Here is a 15,888-nt window from a genome sequence, read left to right on the forward strand (position 1 = left end):
TGATGTCGACGCGTCCATGTCACCACCGGTCACTGCGGCGCAAACAGGGCCGAAGGTCCCGGATCAGGTGGCGAGCCGCACCTTTCACCGATTTCAAGATCCAAGTCCCGGTCCGGTGAGGACCTTCGGCTCTGTCGCCGCCGGGCGCGGCGCGGAACGGTGGGCGGTGGCCGCATGGCCTCCACTCATCGGACAGGAAGGCGGACAGGACTCGTGGCGCGTGAGCTGACGCAGCGGGAGATTCTCGTGGAACTGGAGCCGGTCGCCGGGCAGGCGCTGGACCGGCATCTGTCGGTGTTCAAGGATTGGCATCCGCACGATTACGTGCCCTGGGACGAAGGTCGAAATTTCGCGCAGCTCGGTGGAATCGATTGGGATCCGGACCAATCCGGGCTCTCCGAGGTGGCGAAGGCCGCGCTCATCACGAATCTGCTCACCGAGGACAATCTGCCCTCCTATCACCGCGAGATCGCCGAGAACTTCTCCCGCGACGGGGCGTGGGGCACGTGGGTGGGCCGCTGGACCGCGGAGGAGAACCGGCACAGCGTCGTCCTGCGCGACTATCTGGTGGTCACCCGCGGCGTCGATCCGGTCGCGCTGGAGAACGACCGGATGACCCATATGACCAATGGTTTCGCCGCGCCCGTCGATCCGGGCACCGCGGCCGCGCATGCCGGTTTCCTCTACTCGGTGGCCTATGTCAGCTTCCAGGAGCTGGCCACCCGGATCAGCCACCGCAATACCGCCGAGGTCTGCGCGGACCCGATCGCCGACCGCATCATGCAGCGGTTGGCCCTGGACGAGAACCTGCACATGATCTTCTATCGCACCCTGTGCGGCGCGGCCCTGGACCTCGTGCCCGACCAGGCCATGGCGGCCATCGACCTGATCGTCGAGAACTTCCGCATGCCCGGCACCGGCATGCCCAACTTCCGCCGCCACGGGGTCCTCATGGCCAAGCACGGGATCTACGATCTGCGCCAGCACTACGAGGACGTGCTGATGCCGGTACTGCGGCACTGGAATGTCTTCGGCCGCACCGACTTCGGGCCCCAGGGTGAACAGGCGCGGGAGCGGCTGGCGCGCTACCTCGACAATCTCCACCAGGTGCAGATTCCGCGTTTCGAGGAGCAGCGCGACCGCTCCCTCGCCCGTGAGCGCGCCCGCGTCTGAGCGGACGGGTCAGGCCGGGGTGACGATCTGGATGAGATTCCCGCAGGTGTCGTCGAATACGGCGGTGGTGACGGGTCCCGCCGTCAGCGGCTGCTGCGTGAACGTCACCCCGAGGCCGCTCAGCCGCTCGAATTCGGCCTGCACATCCGGCACCTGGAACGAGGCGGCCGGAATACCGTCATCGACGAGCGCGTCCTTGTACGGCTTGACCGCCGGATGCCCATCCGGTTCGAGCAGCAATTCCGCGCCCTCCGGGTCCTCCGGCGACACCACGGTCAGCCAGCGGGCCCCCGGGCCCAGCGGCACATCATGCTTCTTGGTGAAGCCCAGTACACCGGTGTAGAAGTCGAGCGCCTTCTGCTGGTCGTCCACGAACACGCTGGTGATGTAAATCCGCACGGCCCTTACCCTTTCCTGTGCACCGGCCACCGTTCCTGAATGGCGGCCAGCGGAGTCGTATCGAGGTGGTGGAACTTGTACCTGCCCTGCTTCCGCGTCTCGACCAGCCCGGCCTCCTCCAGCACGGCCAAATGCTGCGACACGGCCTGCCGCGTCAAACTCAGCTGATGCCGCCCACTGAGCCGGGCACAAATCTCGAACAGCGTCTGCCCATCCCGCTCGGCCAATTCATCGAGAATGATCCGCCGCGTGGGATCGGCGAGGGCCTTGAAAATATCGCCCACCACCCGACCATAGGCAAGTGACTACTTGCCTGTCAAGAACGCCCCGCCAACCCCGCGATTCAGCCCGTACCAGCAAGAACCGAACGATTCCGGATCAACTACATGCCGGCGAGGTCTGATTACCCAACGACAGCATGTTGCACAGCCACTCCTTCTGCACCTTCCATCTACCGTCCTCGGCGACGAACGGACGGCTCACACAGTTGCCGACCGGAGCCCCTACGCTGGCGGGGTGTTCTCGCTCGCCGAACCGCCCCTGTTCAGCCGGTTGAAGTCCGCAACGAGTGTGCTGATCGCCGGTGCGGGTGGAGGTTTCGATGTGTACGCCGGTCTCCCGCTGGCGATCGCACTGCGTGCCCAGGGCAAACAGGTTCACCTGGCGAACCTGTCCTTCAGCGATCTCGATCGACTCGAGCTCGACGATTGGGCAGCGCCGGCGCTCGCCGCGATCGGACCGCACAGCACCGGACCCGACGACTACTTCCCGGAACGAACCCTGGCCCGCTGGCTCGAAGTCCAGGCAATGCCCGCGACCGTATATGCCTTCCCCGGCACCGGTGTTCGACCGCTGCGAGTCGCCTACCGGGCACTGGTCGAACGGCTGGCACTGGACGCGATCGTGCTGATCGACGGCGGCACGGATATCCTGCTGCGCGGCGACGAGACCGGCCTCGGGACGCCCGAGGAGGACATGACCAGTCTCGCGGCGGTGGCCGGACTCGACGACATACCGCGGATCGTGGCTTGCCTGGGCTTCGGAATCGATGCCTACCACGGGGTTTGCCACGCGCACGTGCTCGAGAATCTCGCGGCGCTGGATCGTGCGGACGGTTATCTGGGCGCGCTGTCGATCCCCTCGAATTCGCCCGAGGCGCAGGGCTATCGGGATGCGGTGGCGCATGCCCGCGCGGCGACACCGGCGCGACCGAGCATTGTGAACAGTCAGATCGCGGCCGCGCTGCGCGGCGAATTCGGCAATGTGGGTGCGACTCCGGACACCGCGGGTAGCGAGCTGTTCGTCAATCCGCTGATGGGCGTGTATTTCAGCGTCGATCTGCCGACGCTGGCCGCGTCCGTGGGATACCTGGATCGGCTGCGGGATACCGAGACCATGTTCGATGTTCATCGGGTGATCGAAGAGTATCGGGGGCAGGTGGATCGACGGGAGCGGCGCAGTTTTCCGCATTGATGGCGCGGACTTGAAGCTGACGTCGGGTCAGGATCTAGCGTCGGGGGGAGAGCTAGGGGGAGCTTGTGCCGAGAATCGATCAGGACGAAGTCCGGTGCTGCGTCGACACCGCGCGGATCACCAAGGTATTCAACGGCTATTTTCGCGCTCTGGATGAGATGTGCTTCGACGTAACACGTTTCGAGCAGATCTTTACCGGCGATGGGCGAATCGTGCGGCCGAACGGGGTGGCTGTGGCGGGTCCCGCGCGTATCGCGGGCAGTCATGCGGTGAGCTCCGCTCGCTTCGACGCCACCCAGCATCTGCTCACCGGTCATGATGTCGCGATCGACGGTGACACGGCCGACGTGCGGGCCAATCTCGTTGCGATACATCTGCGGAAGGGCATGCCCGTCGAGTCGAGCATGCTCGAGCGGTCGTTCACGGTAGGCGGCATCGTAACCGCGGATCTGGCCCGCACCCCCGATGGGTGGCGTATGACCGAGGTGCGGAACCGCAACGTCTGGCGTACGGGACACTTCGGGAACATGATCGAAACCCGCTGACGGCGGGGATGCGCCCGGTACCGCGGAGTGACGGTGGCCGAACGGGTTTCACGAGGGTGCGGGCCGGCCGAGGGTTATCGGCGGTGCGGGCGTCAGCCGGCCGCGTGGACGACCATGACGGGGCAGTGGGCGTGCTGCACCAGCGAGTGCGCGGTCGACCCGAGCAGCAGGCCCAGGAATCCCCCGCGGCCGCGATTGCCGACCACGACCAGCTGTGCGTGCTTGGACCAATCCTGCAGGTGCGCCGCCGGAGCGGAGAAGTGGACGCGGCGGATCACGGTCACGTCGGGGTATTTCTCCTGCCACCCGGCGAGCCGCTCGGCCAGGACCGACTCCTCGACGGCTTCGACGTCGTCGAGCATCGGAGTCGGATGATCGCCGGCGAACACCCCTGCACTCCAGTCACTCCAGACGTGCACCGCCACCAGGTCCGTGCCCCGCTCCGACGCCTCGGCGAACGCGGCGGCGATGGCGGGCTCGCTCACCGGGCCGCAATCGATGCCGACCACCACCGGACCGGAATCGCGAACGATGTTGTCCGCCTGGTGATCCGGGCGCACCACGAACACGGTGCCCGCGGCGTGCGAGGTGACCGACAGCAGCGTCGAGCCCAGATGCGCGAAGGTTCCGGTGGTCCCGGTGGCGCCGAGCACCACGGCGTAGGCGCGGGCGCTGAAGTCGATCAGCAATCCCGCGGCGGAATCGTTGAACAGGTGCGCTGTCACCTGCAGATCGGGGTGCGCGGCCCGCGCGGTCTCGACCGCATGCCGAACCACGTCCCGGCCCTTGGCCTGTGCAGCGTCGATCACCTCGGGTGTCACCACCGCGTACGGGCCCATCACGGCACTGGTGCCCACCAGGTCCAGCCCGTGGACGACCTGCAGCGTACGTCCCCGGCGCGCCGCCAGGTCGGCTGCCCAGCGCAGCGCGATGTCCGATCCCGACGACCCGTCCACGCCGACGACCACTCCCGCGGAGACCAGTCGGTGCGGATCGTCGTATTCCTGCTCAGCCATTGCCATCTCCCGGCGGTGCGGTTTACCGGGCGGCGGATCACCGCCCACCCTCACGGTATGAATCACCGGGGTGCCGACACTGCGGCCGATGGTCATGGGACCAGGGGCCAAAAGACCGCCTCGCCGCGGGCCGATGGTCGCGGGAGGCGATCGGCGGCTACTTGCCGGCGGTCTCGTGCTCGCCGTCGCACCACTGCTCGGCGGGGACGCTGACCTTGACCTGGTCGATGTGCTCGCCGCAGCCGGCCCAGGTGATCCTGCCGCACTCGCAAGGGGTCGGTTGACACATGATGGTGGTCCTCTCGGGATCGGTCGGGTCGGACGGCGTCGTCGGATCGGCACATCATCCGAGACGCGGCAGCGTGGATGGTAGCCGGAGCGCCGCTCACCGGAGCGGCTCGGCCCCGATCGATTCCCGCTCGACCAACCGGATACCGGTGACCAGCGTCGGCTCGATGACCACGATGGTGTCCATGATCCCGTCCACCCACGGCCGTACCAGCGCATCGTATCGGGCCACCAGGTCCGGGGCCGTGATGGTCCGCGCGAGGCCGGTCACCACGACCGACCAGCCCAATCGGGTCACCCGATCGATATCGTCGGCCTCGTAGGCGACCACCACATCGGAGTCGGCCCGCACGGTGGAGGTCAGCCGCGACGTCAGCCGGGTTCGCACGATGAGGGTCTCTCCGTCGACGATGTGATTCACGGGCCGGATCGCCGGCAACGCGTCACGGGTGAACACCACCCGGCCGAACGGGACACTGGCCAGCAGGCGCATCGACTCATCCCGGGAGAGGTCCACCACGCTGCGTGTGGCCTCCTCGGCCATGCTCCGCGTAGCCTCCTCGGCCCGGAAACGGTTCATGCCGTCATCTCCCGTCATGGTTCATCGATTCGATGGGCATTCGATCTCCATAGGACCATTGAATGCTCCTGCCCGGCAGGGCCTAAGGTCCTCGATGACCGTCCTGACTTCCGAGTGGCACTGCGTTTCTGCCTCAGGCGCGGGGACATTCGCCTCTGTGGCGGACCCGGGCCCGAGTCGGACTCTGAAGAAACACCCGTCGAACAGGAGGCACGTGATGAACTATCGAATCGGTCTGTGCGAGACGGCGCCGCAGACCGTCGTGCAGATCCCCCTCGAGATCCCGCCCGATCGACTCAGCGACGCCATCGTCGCCGGCGTCGAGCGCATGGCGGAAGTGGCCGACCGTGCCGGTCTGACAGCCTCCGGCGCACCCACCATTACGTTTCATCACCAGTCGCCTGCCGGGGATTCCATCAAGGTCGATTTCGGACTACCCATCGAACCCGCGCCCAATCTCGGGCCCGCGTCCGGGGCGCAGCTGGCGGTGCTGCCGTCGACACTGGTCGCACGCACCTGCCACCGCGGTGGCTACGGCGGATTGGACGCCGCCTACCGCGCGCTGGCCGACTGGGTGCGGGAGTCGGGCTGCACACCGATCGGGCCACCGACCGAGGCATATCTGATCGGCCCGGACGAGGTCAGCGATCCGGGGCAGTTGATCACCGAAATCCGGGTCCCGGTCGCACCCGCACCGGCGATTGCTGTACACCTCGACGGCAACCTCACCGATGCCGCCGTTCGGACGCGAGAAGCGTTGCACCGGCAGGGCTTCGGAGTCGTCGCCGAGATCGACATGCAGGCGATGCTGCGGGAGAAGACCGGTGAGCACATCGGGGCATACCTGATTCTCGAGGTGTGCCATCCGCGGCTTGCCGCGCGAGCGCTGGAGGTCGACCAGCGTGCCGGTCTGCTGCTGCCCAGCCGGATCGTGCTGCGCGAGGACGAGACCGGGGTGCTGATCGAAGCAGCCGATCCCGAGGTTCAGGTAGGTACGCTTGCGCAACCCGCGCTCAACGGTATTGCCGCCGAAGCACACCGGGCTCTCGGTGCGGCGCTCGCCGCGCTGCACCACCCGGCCGCGGTAGCCGGGTGAGTTGATCCGGCTCCGGCGCCTGCGGCTCCGGAGCGGTATCCGGCGCAGCGCCAATACACTGTGAGCGAGCGAGAGCTCGGATTCGCCCGCAACAGCCCCAGGATGCCTTCAGATGACTTCCCCCTCCGATGCCGAGCACTCGGTGCGAAGCACGTTGTCGCAGTTGCGACTGCGTGAACTGCTGACCGAGGTCAAGGATCGGGTCGATCAGATCATCGACGCGCGCGACCGGATGGACGGACTCGTCGAGGCCATGCTGTCGGTGACCGCCGGGCTGGATCTGGACCAGACCCTGCGCACCATCGTGCGCACCGCCATCAGCCTTGTCGACGCCCGCTACGGCGCACTCGGCGTGCGCGGCCTGGACGCGAACCTCATCCAGTTCGTGCACGAGGGCATCGATGACGACACCGCTGATGCCATCGGCGACCTCCCGGCCGGGCGCGGTGTGCTGGGGGTGCTGTTCCATCAGCCTGAGCCGATCCGGCTCGACGACATCGCCGGTCATCCTGCGTCGGTGGGGTTTCCGGCCAATCACCCGCCCATGCACACCTTCCTCGGGGTGCCGGTGCGGATCCGGGACGAGATTTTCGGCAATCTGTATCTGACCGAGAAGAAGAACGGGATGCCGTTCAACGAGGACGACGAGGTGATAGTCCAGGCGCTGGCCGCGGCGGCCGGCATCGCCATCGACAATGCGCGGCTGTACGAGTCGGCCCGCGCCCGTCAGGCATGGATCGAGGCCACCCGCGACACCGCCACCGCGTTCCTCGCCGGGACCGCCGCCGACGAGGTGCTCGCGCACGTGGTCGAGCATGTCCGGACGCTGACCCAGGCCGAACGCGCGTTCCTGGCGATCGAGGACGATCCGGATATTCCGGCAGAGGACACACTGGAGCTGCGGATCGCACGCTGGGCTGGGCCCGGCGCCGGGCCCAGCAGCCTGGTCGTCCGGACCACCGGCACCGCGATCGGACGGGCGATCACCGAGGGCACGCCGCTGAGCTTCGACGACGCGAGCGATATCGATCTGGGCAAACCGATCGCCGATCCCGGCCCGACGCTGATTCTCCCGCTGCACGCCCAGGGCGCCACCTTCGGCGTGCTGGTGATCGTCCGACCGATCTCCGCTCCCCCGTTCTCGGCCGAAACTCTGGAATTGGCAACGGCCTTCACCGAGCAGGCGGCGCTGGCCATCCAGCTGGCCGAGGCCCAGCAGCGAGTGCGCGAACTCGACATCCTCAGCGACCGCGACCGCATCGCGCGCGACCTGCACGACCACGTGATCCAGCGTCTGTTCGCCGCGGGCCTGAGCCTGCAGGGCACCATCGCCCGTACCCGCGCCCCCGAGATCCGACAGCGCCTGTCGGATGTGGTCAGCGACCTCCAGGACGTGGTGCAGGAGATCCGTACCTCGATCTTCGACCTGCACGGCGCCAATGCCCAATCTCCGGGCCTGCGTCAACGGCTCGAACAGGTGATCGCCCAGCACACCGCCGACATCGGCCTGCGTACCTCCCTGCGCACCTCCGGCCCCCTCTCCGTCGTCACCCCCGTCCTGGCCGACCACGCCGAAGCCGTTGTCCGAGAAGCGGTTTCCAACGCCATCCGCCACGCCAACGCCCGCTCCCTCGCCGTCACCCTCGACGTGGCCGACGACCTCACCATCACCGTCTCCGACGACGGCACCGGCATCCCCGACAACATCACCCCCAGCGGCCTCTCCAACCTCGCCCGCAGAGCCCAGGAACTGGGCGGCACCTTCACCATCCTCCCCAACCCGGACGACACCGGCACCCGCCTCCGCTGGTCGGCCCCGCTCCAATGACCGGCCGCCTCGGAACCCATCGGTCCGAGGCTTCCTCGGGCGTAACGGTCTTCTGGTCGGCCTTTCTCTGCTAAGACCTGTGGATCGTCGGTGAAAGGTGAATATGTTGTCTCGCTCTGTCATTCGGGTTCGGTCGATGTCGTTGGCGGTGGCTGCGGTGGCGGTTGTCGTGATGGCGCCGGGGGCCGCCGCGCTGCCGAGCGGATCGTCCGATCTGCCGACCGGGACGTCCCAGAGTTCGACGGGGACGCCGCCGGCGGCGGGGACGAGCGTCTCGACGGCGTACGGGTCGATCGGGGTGTGGATGTTGCAGTCGAACGGCGATGTGGCGGACTGGCTGGGGCAGCAGTATCAGGGCAAGTCGTTGTTCGAGCCCATCGATGTGCTGCTGGTCGATCGGACCTCCACCACGGCCGATGCCGCGACTTCGAAGCTGACGAGCCAGCTTTCGGCGGCGGGGTTCCCGGTGCGGTGGCTGCACAGTACGGGATATCAGGGCCGCATCAATGGTCAGCTTTATGCGCAGCAGCCGCCGGACGGCAGTGACTCGGCCTTCTCCGACGCGATCGCGATCGAAACCAACGACCACGGCAGGGTTTTCGGCCCGGCCCCGCTGCCCGGCGGCGGATTCGTGTGGTCTGCGGCCTTCAGTCGCGAGAAGTTCGAAGTGGTCACCCATGCCTACGTGTCCTTCACCCAGGCCCGCGACAATGTCCGCACCGCGGTGCTCGCCAAGGGCGGAACCGATCTCGGGACGGTGCCGCTGGGTAACACGTACAACACCGCCACCGCCTCCACCGGCGATCACGACGGCAACGCCGTGATCCTCGGGTTGAACTGACTGTCGGCGCCCGGATTCGGAACCGACCCCGAGCCGGGCGAGTCGGGTCACCTCGCTCGGGACGGCCGGTGTGAGGCATATCGCGGCAGATACCCCTGGGGGTATGCTAGCTTGGGTTCATACCCCATGGGGTATCCGCGACGCGGCTGATCGGACGATGCCGCGCTTCGCCGAAGCAACCGAAGGAGTAGCCATGTCCGCACCGACCGACGTCGCCCACGCCTCGCCGCACGGCAAGGCCGTCCTCAACGAGCTGTCCCCTCTCCATCGGGAGCTGCGACGCGCGATTCCCGAGGTGTACAAGGGTTTCGGCGAGCTCAGCAAGGCGGCGTTCGCGCCGGGCGCGCTGGATCGCAAGACCAAGGAGCTGATCGCGCTGGCCATCGGGGTGGTCGAGGGCTGCGATGGCTGCATCGCCTCGCACGGCCAGGCCGCAGCGCGCGCCGGTGCGACCAGGCAGGAGGCCGCCGAGGCCATCGGCGTCACCTTCCTCATGCACGGCGGCCCCGCCACCATCCACGGGGCCCGCGCCTACGAGGCGTTCTGCGAATTCGCCGACGCCATCGAATCCGGCGAATCCCCCGCCTGACCCCCCGGAGAAACCACCCATGTGCCATCCCGCCCGATGCCGGACCTGCGGCAAGACCACCTGGTCCGGCTGCGGCGCCCACGTCGCCCAGGTCCGCGCCGCCGTCCCGGCCGACCAGTGGTGCCCGGGCCATCAGGACACCGCCCGCGACAGCTGGATCCGGCGAATCCTCACCCGCTGACCAGTAACTTCAACTTTGTAGTGAAAGCCACTTCCAAATGCTTCAAGTTTGAAGCTATGGTGGGCTCATGGGAGAGCAGAGCGAACCGCATTGGCTGGATGCCGACGAGCAGCAGATCTGGCATGCCTTCGCGTATCTGCTGATCCGGCTGCCCGCCGCACTGGACACCCAGATCCAGCGAGACGCCGATATCAGCCATTTCGACTACCTGGTGCTGTCGGCACTGTCCTCGGATCCCGGGGGCGCGCTGCGGATGAGCAGGCTCTCGCTTTTCACGGGCGGTTCGCTGTCGCGGCTGTCCAATGTGGTCGCCAAGCTGGAGAAGCGCGGCTGGGTGCGGCGTGAACCGGATCCGGGCGACGGGCGCGCCACGCGCGCGATCCTCACCCGGGACGGGTGGGCCAAGGTGGCCGCCAGCGCGCCCGCTCATGTCGAGGAGGTGCGCCGCCTCGTCTTCGATGCTCTGACCAAGCCTCAGCAGCGGCAGCTCGGCGTGATCTCCGAACGCGTCCTGGCCGCCATCGACCCCGAGCGTCCCTGATTCGGCGGCCGTTCCTATCAGATCATCGAGGAGTATCCGCATGCCCACCATCGCCATCGTCGGAGCCGGACCCGGCCTCGGACTGTCCATCGCGAAAGTCTTCGGCAGCAAAGGATTCGGCGTCGCACTGATCGCCCGCAACCGGGACTCGCTCGACGGCTTGGTCCGCGAGCTGGCCGAATCCGGTATCACCGCCGCCGGATTCGCCGCCGACACCGGCGATCACACCGGTCTCACCGCCGCATTGACCGACGCCGCAGCACATTTCGGCGCGATCGACGTCCTGGAGTTCTCCCCGCACGCCGGCCTGGTCCTGGTCGAACCCAAGGATGTCACCATCGACAACCTGCGACTCCAGATCGACCACTACCTCTACGGCGCGGTCGCCGCCACGCAGGCGGTACTGCCCGCCATGCAGGCCGCAGGCGCCGGCACACTGCTGTTCACCACCGGCGGCGGCGCGATCTCCCCGTACCCCCAACTGGCCACCCTGAACATCGCCCAGGCAGGACTCCGCAACTGGGCACTCAACCTCCACAACACACTCGCGGGCACCGGCATCTACGCCGCCACCATCGCCATCAATCTCATGATCGCGGCGACCGCGCCCGACGGCATCCCCCACCTCGCCCCCGACGAGATCGCCCAGACCTACTGGACCCTCTACACCGAACGCGAACGGTCCGAACTTGTCATCGCCTGACTACGTCCCCGGACCGTCGGCTTCCGCCACAGGGTCGCGTCCGCCCGCCAGCTCAACCGCTCGATGACGGTGACGTTTGCGGTGCCGCCGCCTTCGTATCGGCGACGGGCACGCTGTAATCCTGTTGCGGGGCACTATGTCTGGTGAGCGTTCGGGTGGCCATCCCCTGTAGTTTGTCGACCACGGCAGGGTCGACCTCGGCCAGGGAGCGGTCAGGGCCCGCCGCCCACGACAGGAAGGCGTTCATCCACGATCCGGAGGTCGAGATCGGTGACGAAGTCGCGGTCGCCCTTGGAATGAACCTGCGCCGTTGTCGCAAGACTCTCGGTACTAGTTTCCTTCCAGTACAGCCTCGGCTTCCTTTTGAAGGTCGTTGAAGGATTCCTTGCCGATGTCGACGGTGACGTCCCGGATGGTTCCTCCGACAAAGGCGGCTGGGCTCTGGTATTGCGGAGATACTGTGTCGCCACTGTTGTAGCCGACGCTGAGTCCCCCGGCGAGGCCGAATCTGGCGGGTTGGGCGCGCATCGGACCCTTGCCGACGGGTTGGCCGTCGATGTACAAGGTCGTGGTGCCTTCGGATTCGCCATGTTTCCCGGTCTTCTCGCGACTGAATTCCATGCCGAGAGTGTGTTTTCCCGGGGTGATCAGTGCCGCGGCGACGAAGTCCTGTTCGGGTTGGATGCCGAGGAAGTTGTAGACGTAGTGCAGCCTGCCGTCCTTGATGAACAGGGAATGCCCACCGAAGCGGGAGCCGTGGGCGAAGATGACGCCTCGGGCATCGGAGGTGAGATCGACGTTGGCGACGATCTTGTAGGACCTCCCGCAGACATTGACGGCGGCGCCGTCCGGGACCGGCGAGGTGCCCGGGTAATAGACGTAGCGGTCGCGGGGTGGTTCGGCCTTTGGTCGTTCGAGGCCGAGTTGTTCGACGGCGGAACGATCGTCGAGGGGGAGGACGTAGTTGTCCTTGGCTTCCTCGTTCCAGGCGTTGATCAGTTCTTTGAGCTTGCCGGGGTACTGGCCGGCGAGATCCTTGGATTCGGAGCGGTCCTCGTCGACATGGTAGAGCTCCCATTTATCCTGGTCGAAGTGGCCCTTGTTGCTGAGTGCGGCGTGCAGCGAGGCGGCTTTCCATCCGTTCTCCCAGATGCCGCGGGTGCCCAGCATTGCGTAGTACTGGCGTTTCTTTGTCGTGGGTGCGTCGGCGTTGTCGAAGCTGTAGCGCATCGACACACCATTGATGGGGTATTGCTTCACCCCGCGGAACTCATCGGGCATCTGAATGCCAGCGACCTCGAGAATGGTCGGCACGATGTCGGTGCAATGGTGGTATTGATGCCGGATCTGCCCTTTGGCCTTGATTCCTTTGGGCCAGTGGATCACCATCGGGTCGCAGGTGCCGCCGGAGTACTGCGAGTAACGTTTGAACATCTGGAACGGGGTGGAGAATGCCGCAGCCCAGCCGGTCGGATAATGATTGTAGGTGTCGGGGCTGCCGAGCCGGTCCAGATATCGCATGTTTTCGGCGGGATCGTCGGGATAGCCGTTGAAGAATTTGTTCTCGTTGACCGACCCGTTCGGCGAACCTTCACCGGAAGCTCCATTGTCGGCGCAGTAGAAGATGACAGTGTTGTCGAGCTGGCCGGTCTGTTCCAGATAGTCGACGATTCGCCCGATCTGGACGTCGGTGTACTCGGAGAATCCAGCGAAAACCTCGGCCATCCGCGAGAACAATCGTTTCTCGTCGGGATTCAGCGAATCCCAGGGGCGTACCGAGTCCGCTGGGTTTGCAACATCTTTGGGTAGCGGGTTGATCGGCGTGAGGGGGGTGCCCTTCGGCATGATGCCCTTGTCGATCATGCGCGCGAGTACCCATTCTCGGTACGCCTCGTAACCGTCGTCGAACTGGCCTTTATATTTGTCGGCGTATTCGGCCGGGCTGTGGTGCGGGGCGTGACTGGCACCGGGGCAGAACCACATGTACCAGGGTTTGGACGGATTGCTCGACCGCTGGTCGCGCAGCATCTTCAGAGCGTTGTCTGCCAGGTCCTTCGACAAGTGATAGCCCTGTTCTGGGCTATAGGGCGTCTCGATGAACCGGTTGTCCTCCACCAGGTTCGGGTACCAGTTGTTGGTTTCACCGCCGAGGAATCCGTAGAAGCGGTCGAAACCTTTCTGCAACGGCCATTCCGACTTGGTGCCTCCGCTGGATATCTCGCTTTCGGGTACGTTGTGGTTCTTGCCGAGCCAGAACGTACTGTAGCCGTTTTCCTGGAGCACCTCTGCGACTGTCGCACATTGTGCGGGCAAGCGGCCGGCCGCGCCAGGAAAACCGTTGGTGCCCTCGACGATCGATGCGAATCTGTTGACATGATGGTTGCGGCCGGTCAAGAAGCAGGATCGGGTAGGCGAGCACAGGGCCGTGGTATGCCACTGGGTGTAGGTCAGTCCATCGTTGGCGAGGCGTTGCAATACCGGCATATTGATCCGGCCGCCATACGGTGACCAGGTCGCCAACCCTACGTCGTCGAACAGCACCACCAGGACATTCGGGGCGCCGACGGGCGCCTTCTTGATCTCGTACGGGGTCCAGTCCGGCTTGGAGTCGCGCGCGTCGAGTTCGACCTTGCCGTGAAATCCATCATCGATCCCGGTTCCGTAATCGGGTGGAGTGTCATTCTTGGAGTTTTCGGACGCGACGATCAGCGGGATGGCTGCGGCAGTTGCCCCTGCCGCGGCGAAACCGCCCAGAATCGAACGCCTGGAGAGTCTTTTGCGGGAAGGTGGAGGGGCGGAATTGGATTCGGGCGAGGACTGCTCGTTGGACCGTTCCATAACTGAGAGAAGAACCTTTCGGTATCAATCCTGCGGAAAACCATTGCGTCAAGCGGATCAAAGGGTTTGAACCGGAGACAGAAACTGAAGAGCGGCCGGCCGATATCGCTATGACGGTTACCCGTCGCTGCGGCCGTGGTACCGGATCACCGCGGTCATATGGGCAAGGCGCAACGGAACCCGAGGTGACATGTCGCCGTGTCCTCGGTCTGGCCTTGGCGCGCTGCGGGCCGGTACCGCAAGCAGTAGTTCGGTGCACACAGATACGAACCGCCCTTGACAACCCGCCGTCGGAACCGCTCACCGGCCTCCGGTTCGGGTGGCGCGTCAGCACCGGTGGCGCCGCCTCCCGGGGCGCAGCACGAGCCCGTCGGAGCACGGTGTTCGGGGCGGAAGTAGTCGGTAGTCCACTCCCAGACGTTGCCCGACACATCGAACAGTCCGTACCCGTTCGGCGGGTAGGTCCCGACCTTGGTCGTGCCCGGCTGCGCAGCCTGGCCTTTGCCCGGCAAGAACTCCCACGGAAAGCGGCCCATCCACGTGTTGGCCATCCGCCGCCCTCGCGGGGCGAACTCCTCGCCCCACGGGAAAGTCGTAGCGTCCAATCCGCCGCGGGCTGCGAATTCCCACTGGGCCTCGCTCGGCAGCGCCTTGCCCGCCCACTCGGCATAGGCGACAGCATCGGCGTAGGCGACATGGGTCACGGGGTGGTGGGTGCGCCCATCCAGAGTCGTGCCCGGCCCGCCCGGATGCCGCCAGCTTGCGCCCGGCACCCACGACCACCACTGCCGCCAATCATCCAGTGGGACTGGTCCGCCCGGGGAACGGAACACCAATGCGCCCGGTACGAGATCCGCAGGATCGGCACCAGGGAAGTCCGTCGGATCAAGTTCCCGCTCGGCCACCGTCAGATATCCCGTCTCACGTACGAACCGGTGAAATGCCGCGTTCGTGACCGGGTGGATGTCGATCCAGAACGGCTTCACCACAACCTCACGCACCGGCTGTTCCTCGGGAAAGAAATCCAGCGAACCCATTGCGAACCTGCCGCCCGGGATCCACGTCATACCTTTAGGCGCACCCGCTGCCGCATCACCTGACATCGCCCGAGCCTCCCGTTGAATCGATCAGAACCTCGTGCATCCTCGAACAGGGTTGAGGCAATCTACTGCGGTCATCTGGCTCGGTTGGCGACCCGCGAAGGCAGTCTTCGTCGAGTCCGTCATCGTTCGAGAGGCTGCGGCATCGTCCGAACAACCGGGAGAGCCCGCGGCCCTGATCGCCCCATCCGATGAGGGTGGGCCGTCGATGTCCGGCAACGGCCGAAAGCAGTTCGGACCGCCAATCCAGCCTGATGCTCATCACTGTGGGGCCAAGGCGATCTTGCGGCCAGCAGCGTGCACCGATTCGACCGAGCCAGCCGGGGCCGCTTCGGCTGATGTCCCACCGGGCTAGGTTCACCTCGCGGGCGGCGCACCGGAGGGCGAGTCCGCTGCCGCTGCCGGTGATGGTCGCAACACGGCCCGACAGGTCGGTTCTGAACGAGGAAGCGCGTGTTGGCACAGCCACGAAGCTAGGTGTGCCACGATGCAGAGCGCTCGTCGTCGAGAGCCAAGCTTGGTGCCACTCCTTGTTGCGCCACGACAAACATGGGTAGATTCGGCGGCCGTGCAGACGGAGTGACCGCCGGATTTGACGGTGAACGCCGAGCGCCCATGGCGGACGGTTCGACGAGCATGACCGTCGGGCCTTGTTGAAAAGGGGCCTGATCTCGACGGTCCAGCGGCGGTGTCGATC

Annotated in this window: 17 protein-coding genes; 10 read left to right on the forward strand and 7 right to left on the reverse strand. The window is 66.0% G+C overall.

From position 1 onward, the window contains the following. The first annotated feature begins 213 nt into the window (after window positions 1-213). Window positions 214-1,173 (forward strand): acyl-ACP desaturase, encoded by a 960-nt coding sequence (locus tag ACWEQQ_RS36030; RefSeq protein WP_452343238.1) that lies wholly within the window; start codon window positions 214-216, stop codon window positions 1,171-1,173. A 9-nt stretch (window positions 1,174-1,182) separates the two neighbouring features. Here ACWEQQ_RS36030 and ACWEQQ_RS36035 read toward each other — a convergent pair whose 3' ends face one another. Beyond that, a complete protein-coding gene (locus tag ACWEQQ_RS36035; RefSeq protein ID WP_452351368.1) occupies window positions 1,183-1,572 on the reverse strand; it encodes a VOC family protein in 390 nt (129 codons plus the stop codon). Between the two features lie 5 nt (window positions 1,573-1,577). Next, window positions 1,578-1,856, reverse strand: coding sequence for an ArsR/SmtB family transcription factor (locus ACWEQQ_RS36040; RefSeq protein ID WP_354845514.1), 279 nt, complete (start codon window positions 1,854-1,856; stop codon window positions 1,578-1,580). A 232-nt stretch (window positions 1,857-2,088) separates the two neighbouring features. Between ACWEQQ_RS36040 and ACWEQQ_RS36045 the strand changes: the two genes are divergently transcribed. Both ACWEQQ_RS36045 and ACWEQQ_RS36050 read left to right on the forward strand, forming a co-directional pair. Further along, the gene (locus tag ACWEQQ_RS36045; RefSeq protein WP_452351369.1) at window positions 2,089-3,045 is read left to right on the forward strand and encodes a DUF1152 domain-containing protein; all 957 of its coding nucleotides are present in this window, start codon (window positions 2,089-2,091) and stop codon (window positions 3,043-3,045) included. 65 nt (window positions 3,046-3,110) lie between these two features. Further along, window positions 3,111-3,590 carry a nuclear transport factor 2 family protein gene (locus ACWEQQ_RS36050; RefSeq protein WP_452351370.1) on the forward strand — a complete coding sequence of 160 codons (480 nt, stop codon included), beginning with the start codon at window positions 3,111-3,113 and terminating at the stop codon, window positions 3,588-3,590. 92 nt (window positions 3,591-3,682) lie between these two features. Here ACWEQQ_RS36050 and ACWEQQ_RS36055 read toward each other — a convergent pair whose 3' ends face one another. From ACWEQQ_RS36055 to ACWEQQ_RS36065, 3 genes are all read right to left on the reverse strand, one after another. Continuing rightward, complete coding sequence (locus ACWEQQ_RS36055; protein WP_452351371.1) at window positions 3,683-4,606, reverse strand: universal stress protein; 924 nt, start codon at window positions 4,604-4,606, stop codon at window positions 3,683-3,685. Window positions 4,607-4,763: 157 nt separating this feature from the next. Further along, the gene (locus ACWEQQ_RS36060) at window positions 4,764-4,895 is read right to left on the reverse strand and encodes a hypothetical protein (protein ID WP_452351372.1); all 132 of its coding nucleotides are present in this window, start codon (window positions 4,893-4,895) and stop codon (window positions 4,764-4,766) included. A gap of 96 nt (window positions 4,896-4,991) precedes the next feature. After that, the gene (locus tag ACWEQQ_RS36065; RefSeq protein ID WP_452343271.1) at window positions 4,992-5,474 is read right to left on the reverse strand and encodes a pyridoxamine 5'-phosphate oxidase family protein; all 483 of its coding nucleotides are present in this window, start codon (window positions 5,472-5,474) and stop codon (window positions 4,992-4,994) included. A 217-nt stretch (window positions 5,475-5,691) separates the two neighbouring features. On the opposite strand from ACWEQQ_RS36065, the gene ACWEQQ_RS36070 reads away from it, so the two are divergent. The 7 genes from ACWEQQ_RS36070 to ACWEQQ_RS36100 all read left to right on the forward strand — a co-directional run bounded on the left by ACWEQQ_RS36070 (window position 5,692) and on the right by ACWEQQ_RS36100 (window position 11,253). Next, on the forward strand, window positions 5,692-6,570 hold the full coding sequence (locus tag ACWEQQ_RS36070; protein ID WP_452351373.1) for a DUF302 domain-containing protein: 879 nt from the start codon (window positions 5,692-5,694) through the stop codon (window positions 6,568-6,570). 112 nt (window positions 6,571-6,682) lie between these two features. Then, complete coding sequence (locus ACWEQQ_RS36075; RefSeq protein ID WP_452351374.1) at window positions 6,683-8,398, forward strand: sensor histidine kinase; 1,716 nt, start codon at window positions 6,683-6,685, stop codon at window positions 8,396-8,398. Between the two features lie 136 nt (window positions 8,399-8,534). Beyond that, the gene (locus ACWEQQ_RS36080; RefSeq protein WP_452351375.1) at window positions 8,535-9,239 is read left to right on the forward strand and encodes a hypothetical protein; all 705 of its coding nucleotides are present in this window, start codon (window positions 8,535-8,537) and stop codon (window positions 9,237-9,239) included. Between the two features lie 193 nt (window positions 9,240-9,432). After that, window positions 9,433-9,828, forward strand: coding sequence for a carboxymuconolactone decarboxylase family protein (locus ACWEQQ_RS36085; RefSeq protein ID WP_364611923.1), 396 nt, complete (start codon window positions 9,433-9,435; stop codon window positions 9,826-9,828). 19 nt (window positions 9,829-9,847) lie between these two features. Then, on the forward strand, window positions 9,848-10,009 hold the full coding sequence (locus ACWEQQ_RS36090; protein ID WP_379445727.1) for a hypothetical protein: 162 nt from the start codon (window positions 9,848-9,850) through the stop codon (window positions 10,007-10,009). Between the two features lie 67 nt (window positions 10,010-10,076). Then, window positions 10,077-10,550: a MarR family winged helix-turn-helix transcriptional regulator gene (locus tag ACWEQQ_RS36095; protein ID WP_452351376.1), complete on the forward strand. Its 474-nt coding sequence runs from the start codon at window positions 10,077-10,079 to the stop codon at window positions 10,548-10,550. A 40-nt stretch (window positions 10,551-10,590) separates the two neighbouring features. Next, on the forward strand, window positions 10,591-11,253 hold the full coding sequence (locus ACWEQQ_RS36100; RefSeq protein WP_452351377.1) for an SDR family NAD(P)-dependent oxidoreductase: 663 nt from the start codon (window positions 10,591-10,593) through the stop codon (window positions 11,251-11,253). A gap of 330 nt (window positions 11,254-11,583) precedes the next feature. Here ACWEQQ_RS36100 and ACWEQQ_RS36105 read toward each other — a convergent pair whose 3' ends face one another. After that, complete coding sequence (locus ACWEQQ_RS36105; protein ID WP_452351378.1) at window positions 11,584-14,091, reverse strand: sulfatase-like hydrolase/transferase; 2,508 nt, start codon at window positions 14,089-14,091, stop codon at window positions 11,584-11,586. A gap of 155 nt (window positions 14,092-14,246) precedes the next feature. Further along, window positions 14,247-15,158 carry a formylglycine-generating enzyme family protein gene (locus tag ACWEQQ_RS36110; protein WP_452343250.1) on the reverse strand — a complete coding sequence of 304 codons (912 nt, stop codon included), beginning with the start codon at window positions 15,156-15,158 and terminating at the stop codon, window positions 14,247-14,249. Window positions 15,159-15,888 lie beyond the last annotated feature (730 nt).

The organism is Nocardia sp. NPDC004123 (assembly GCF_053603795.1).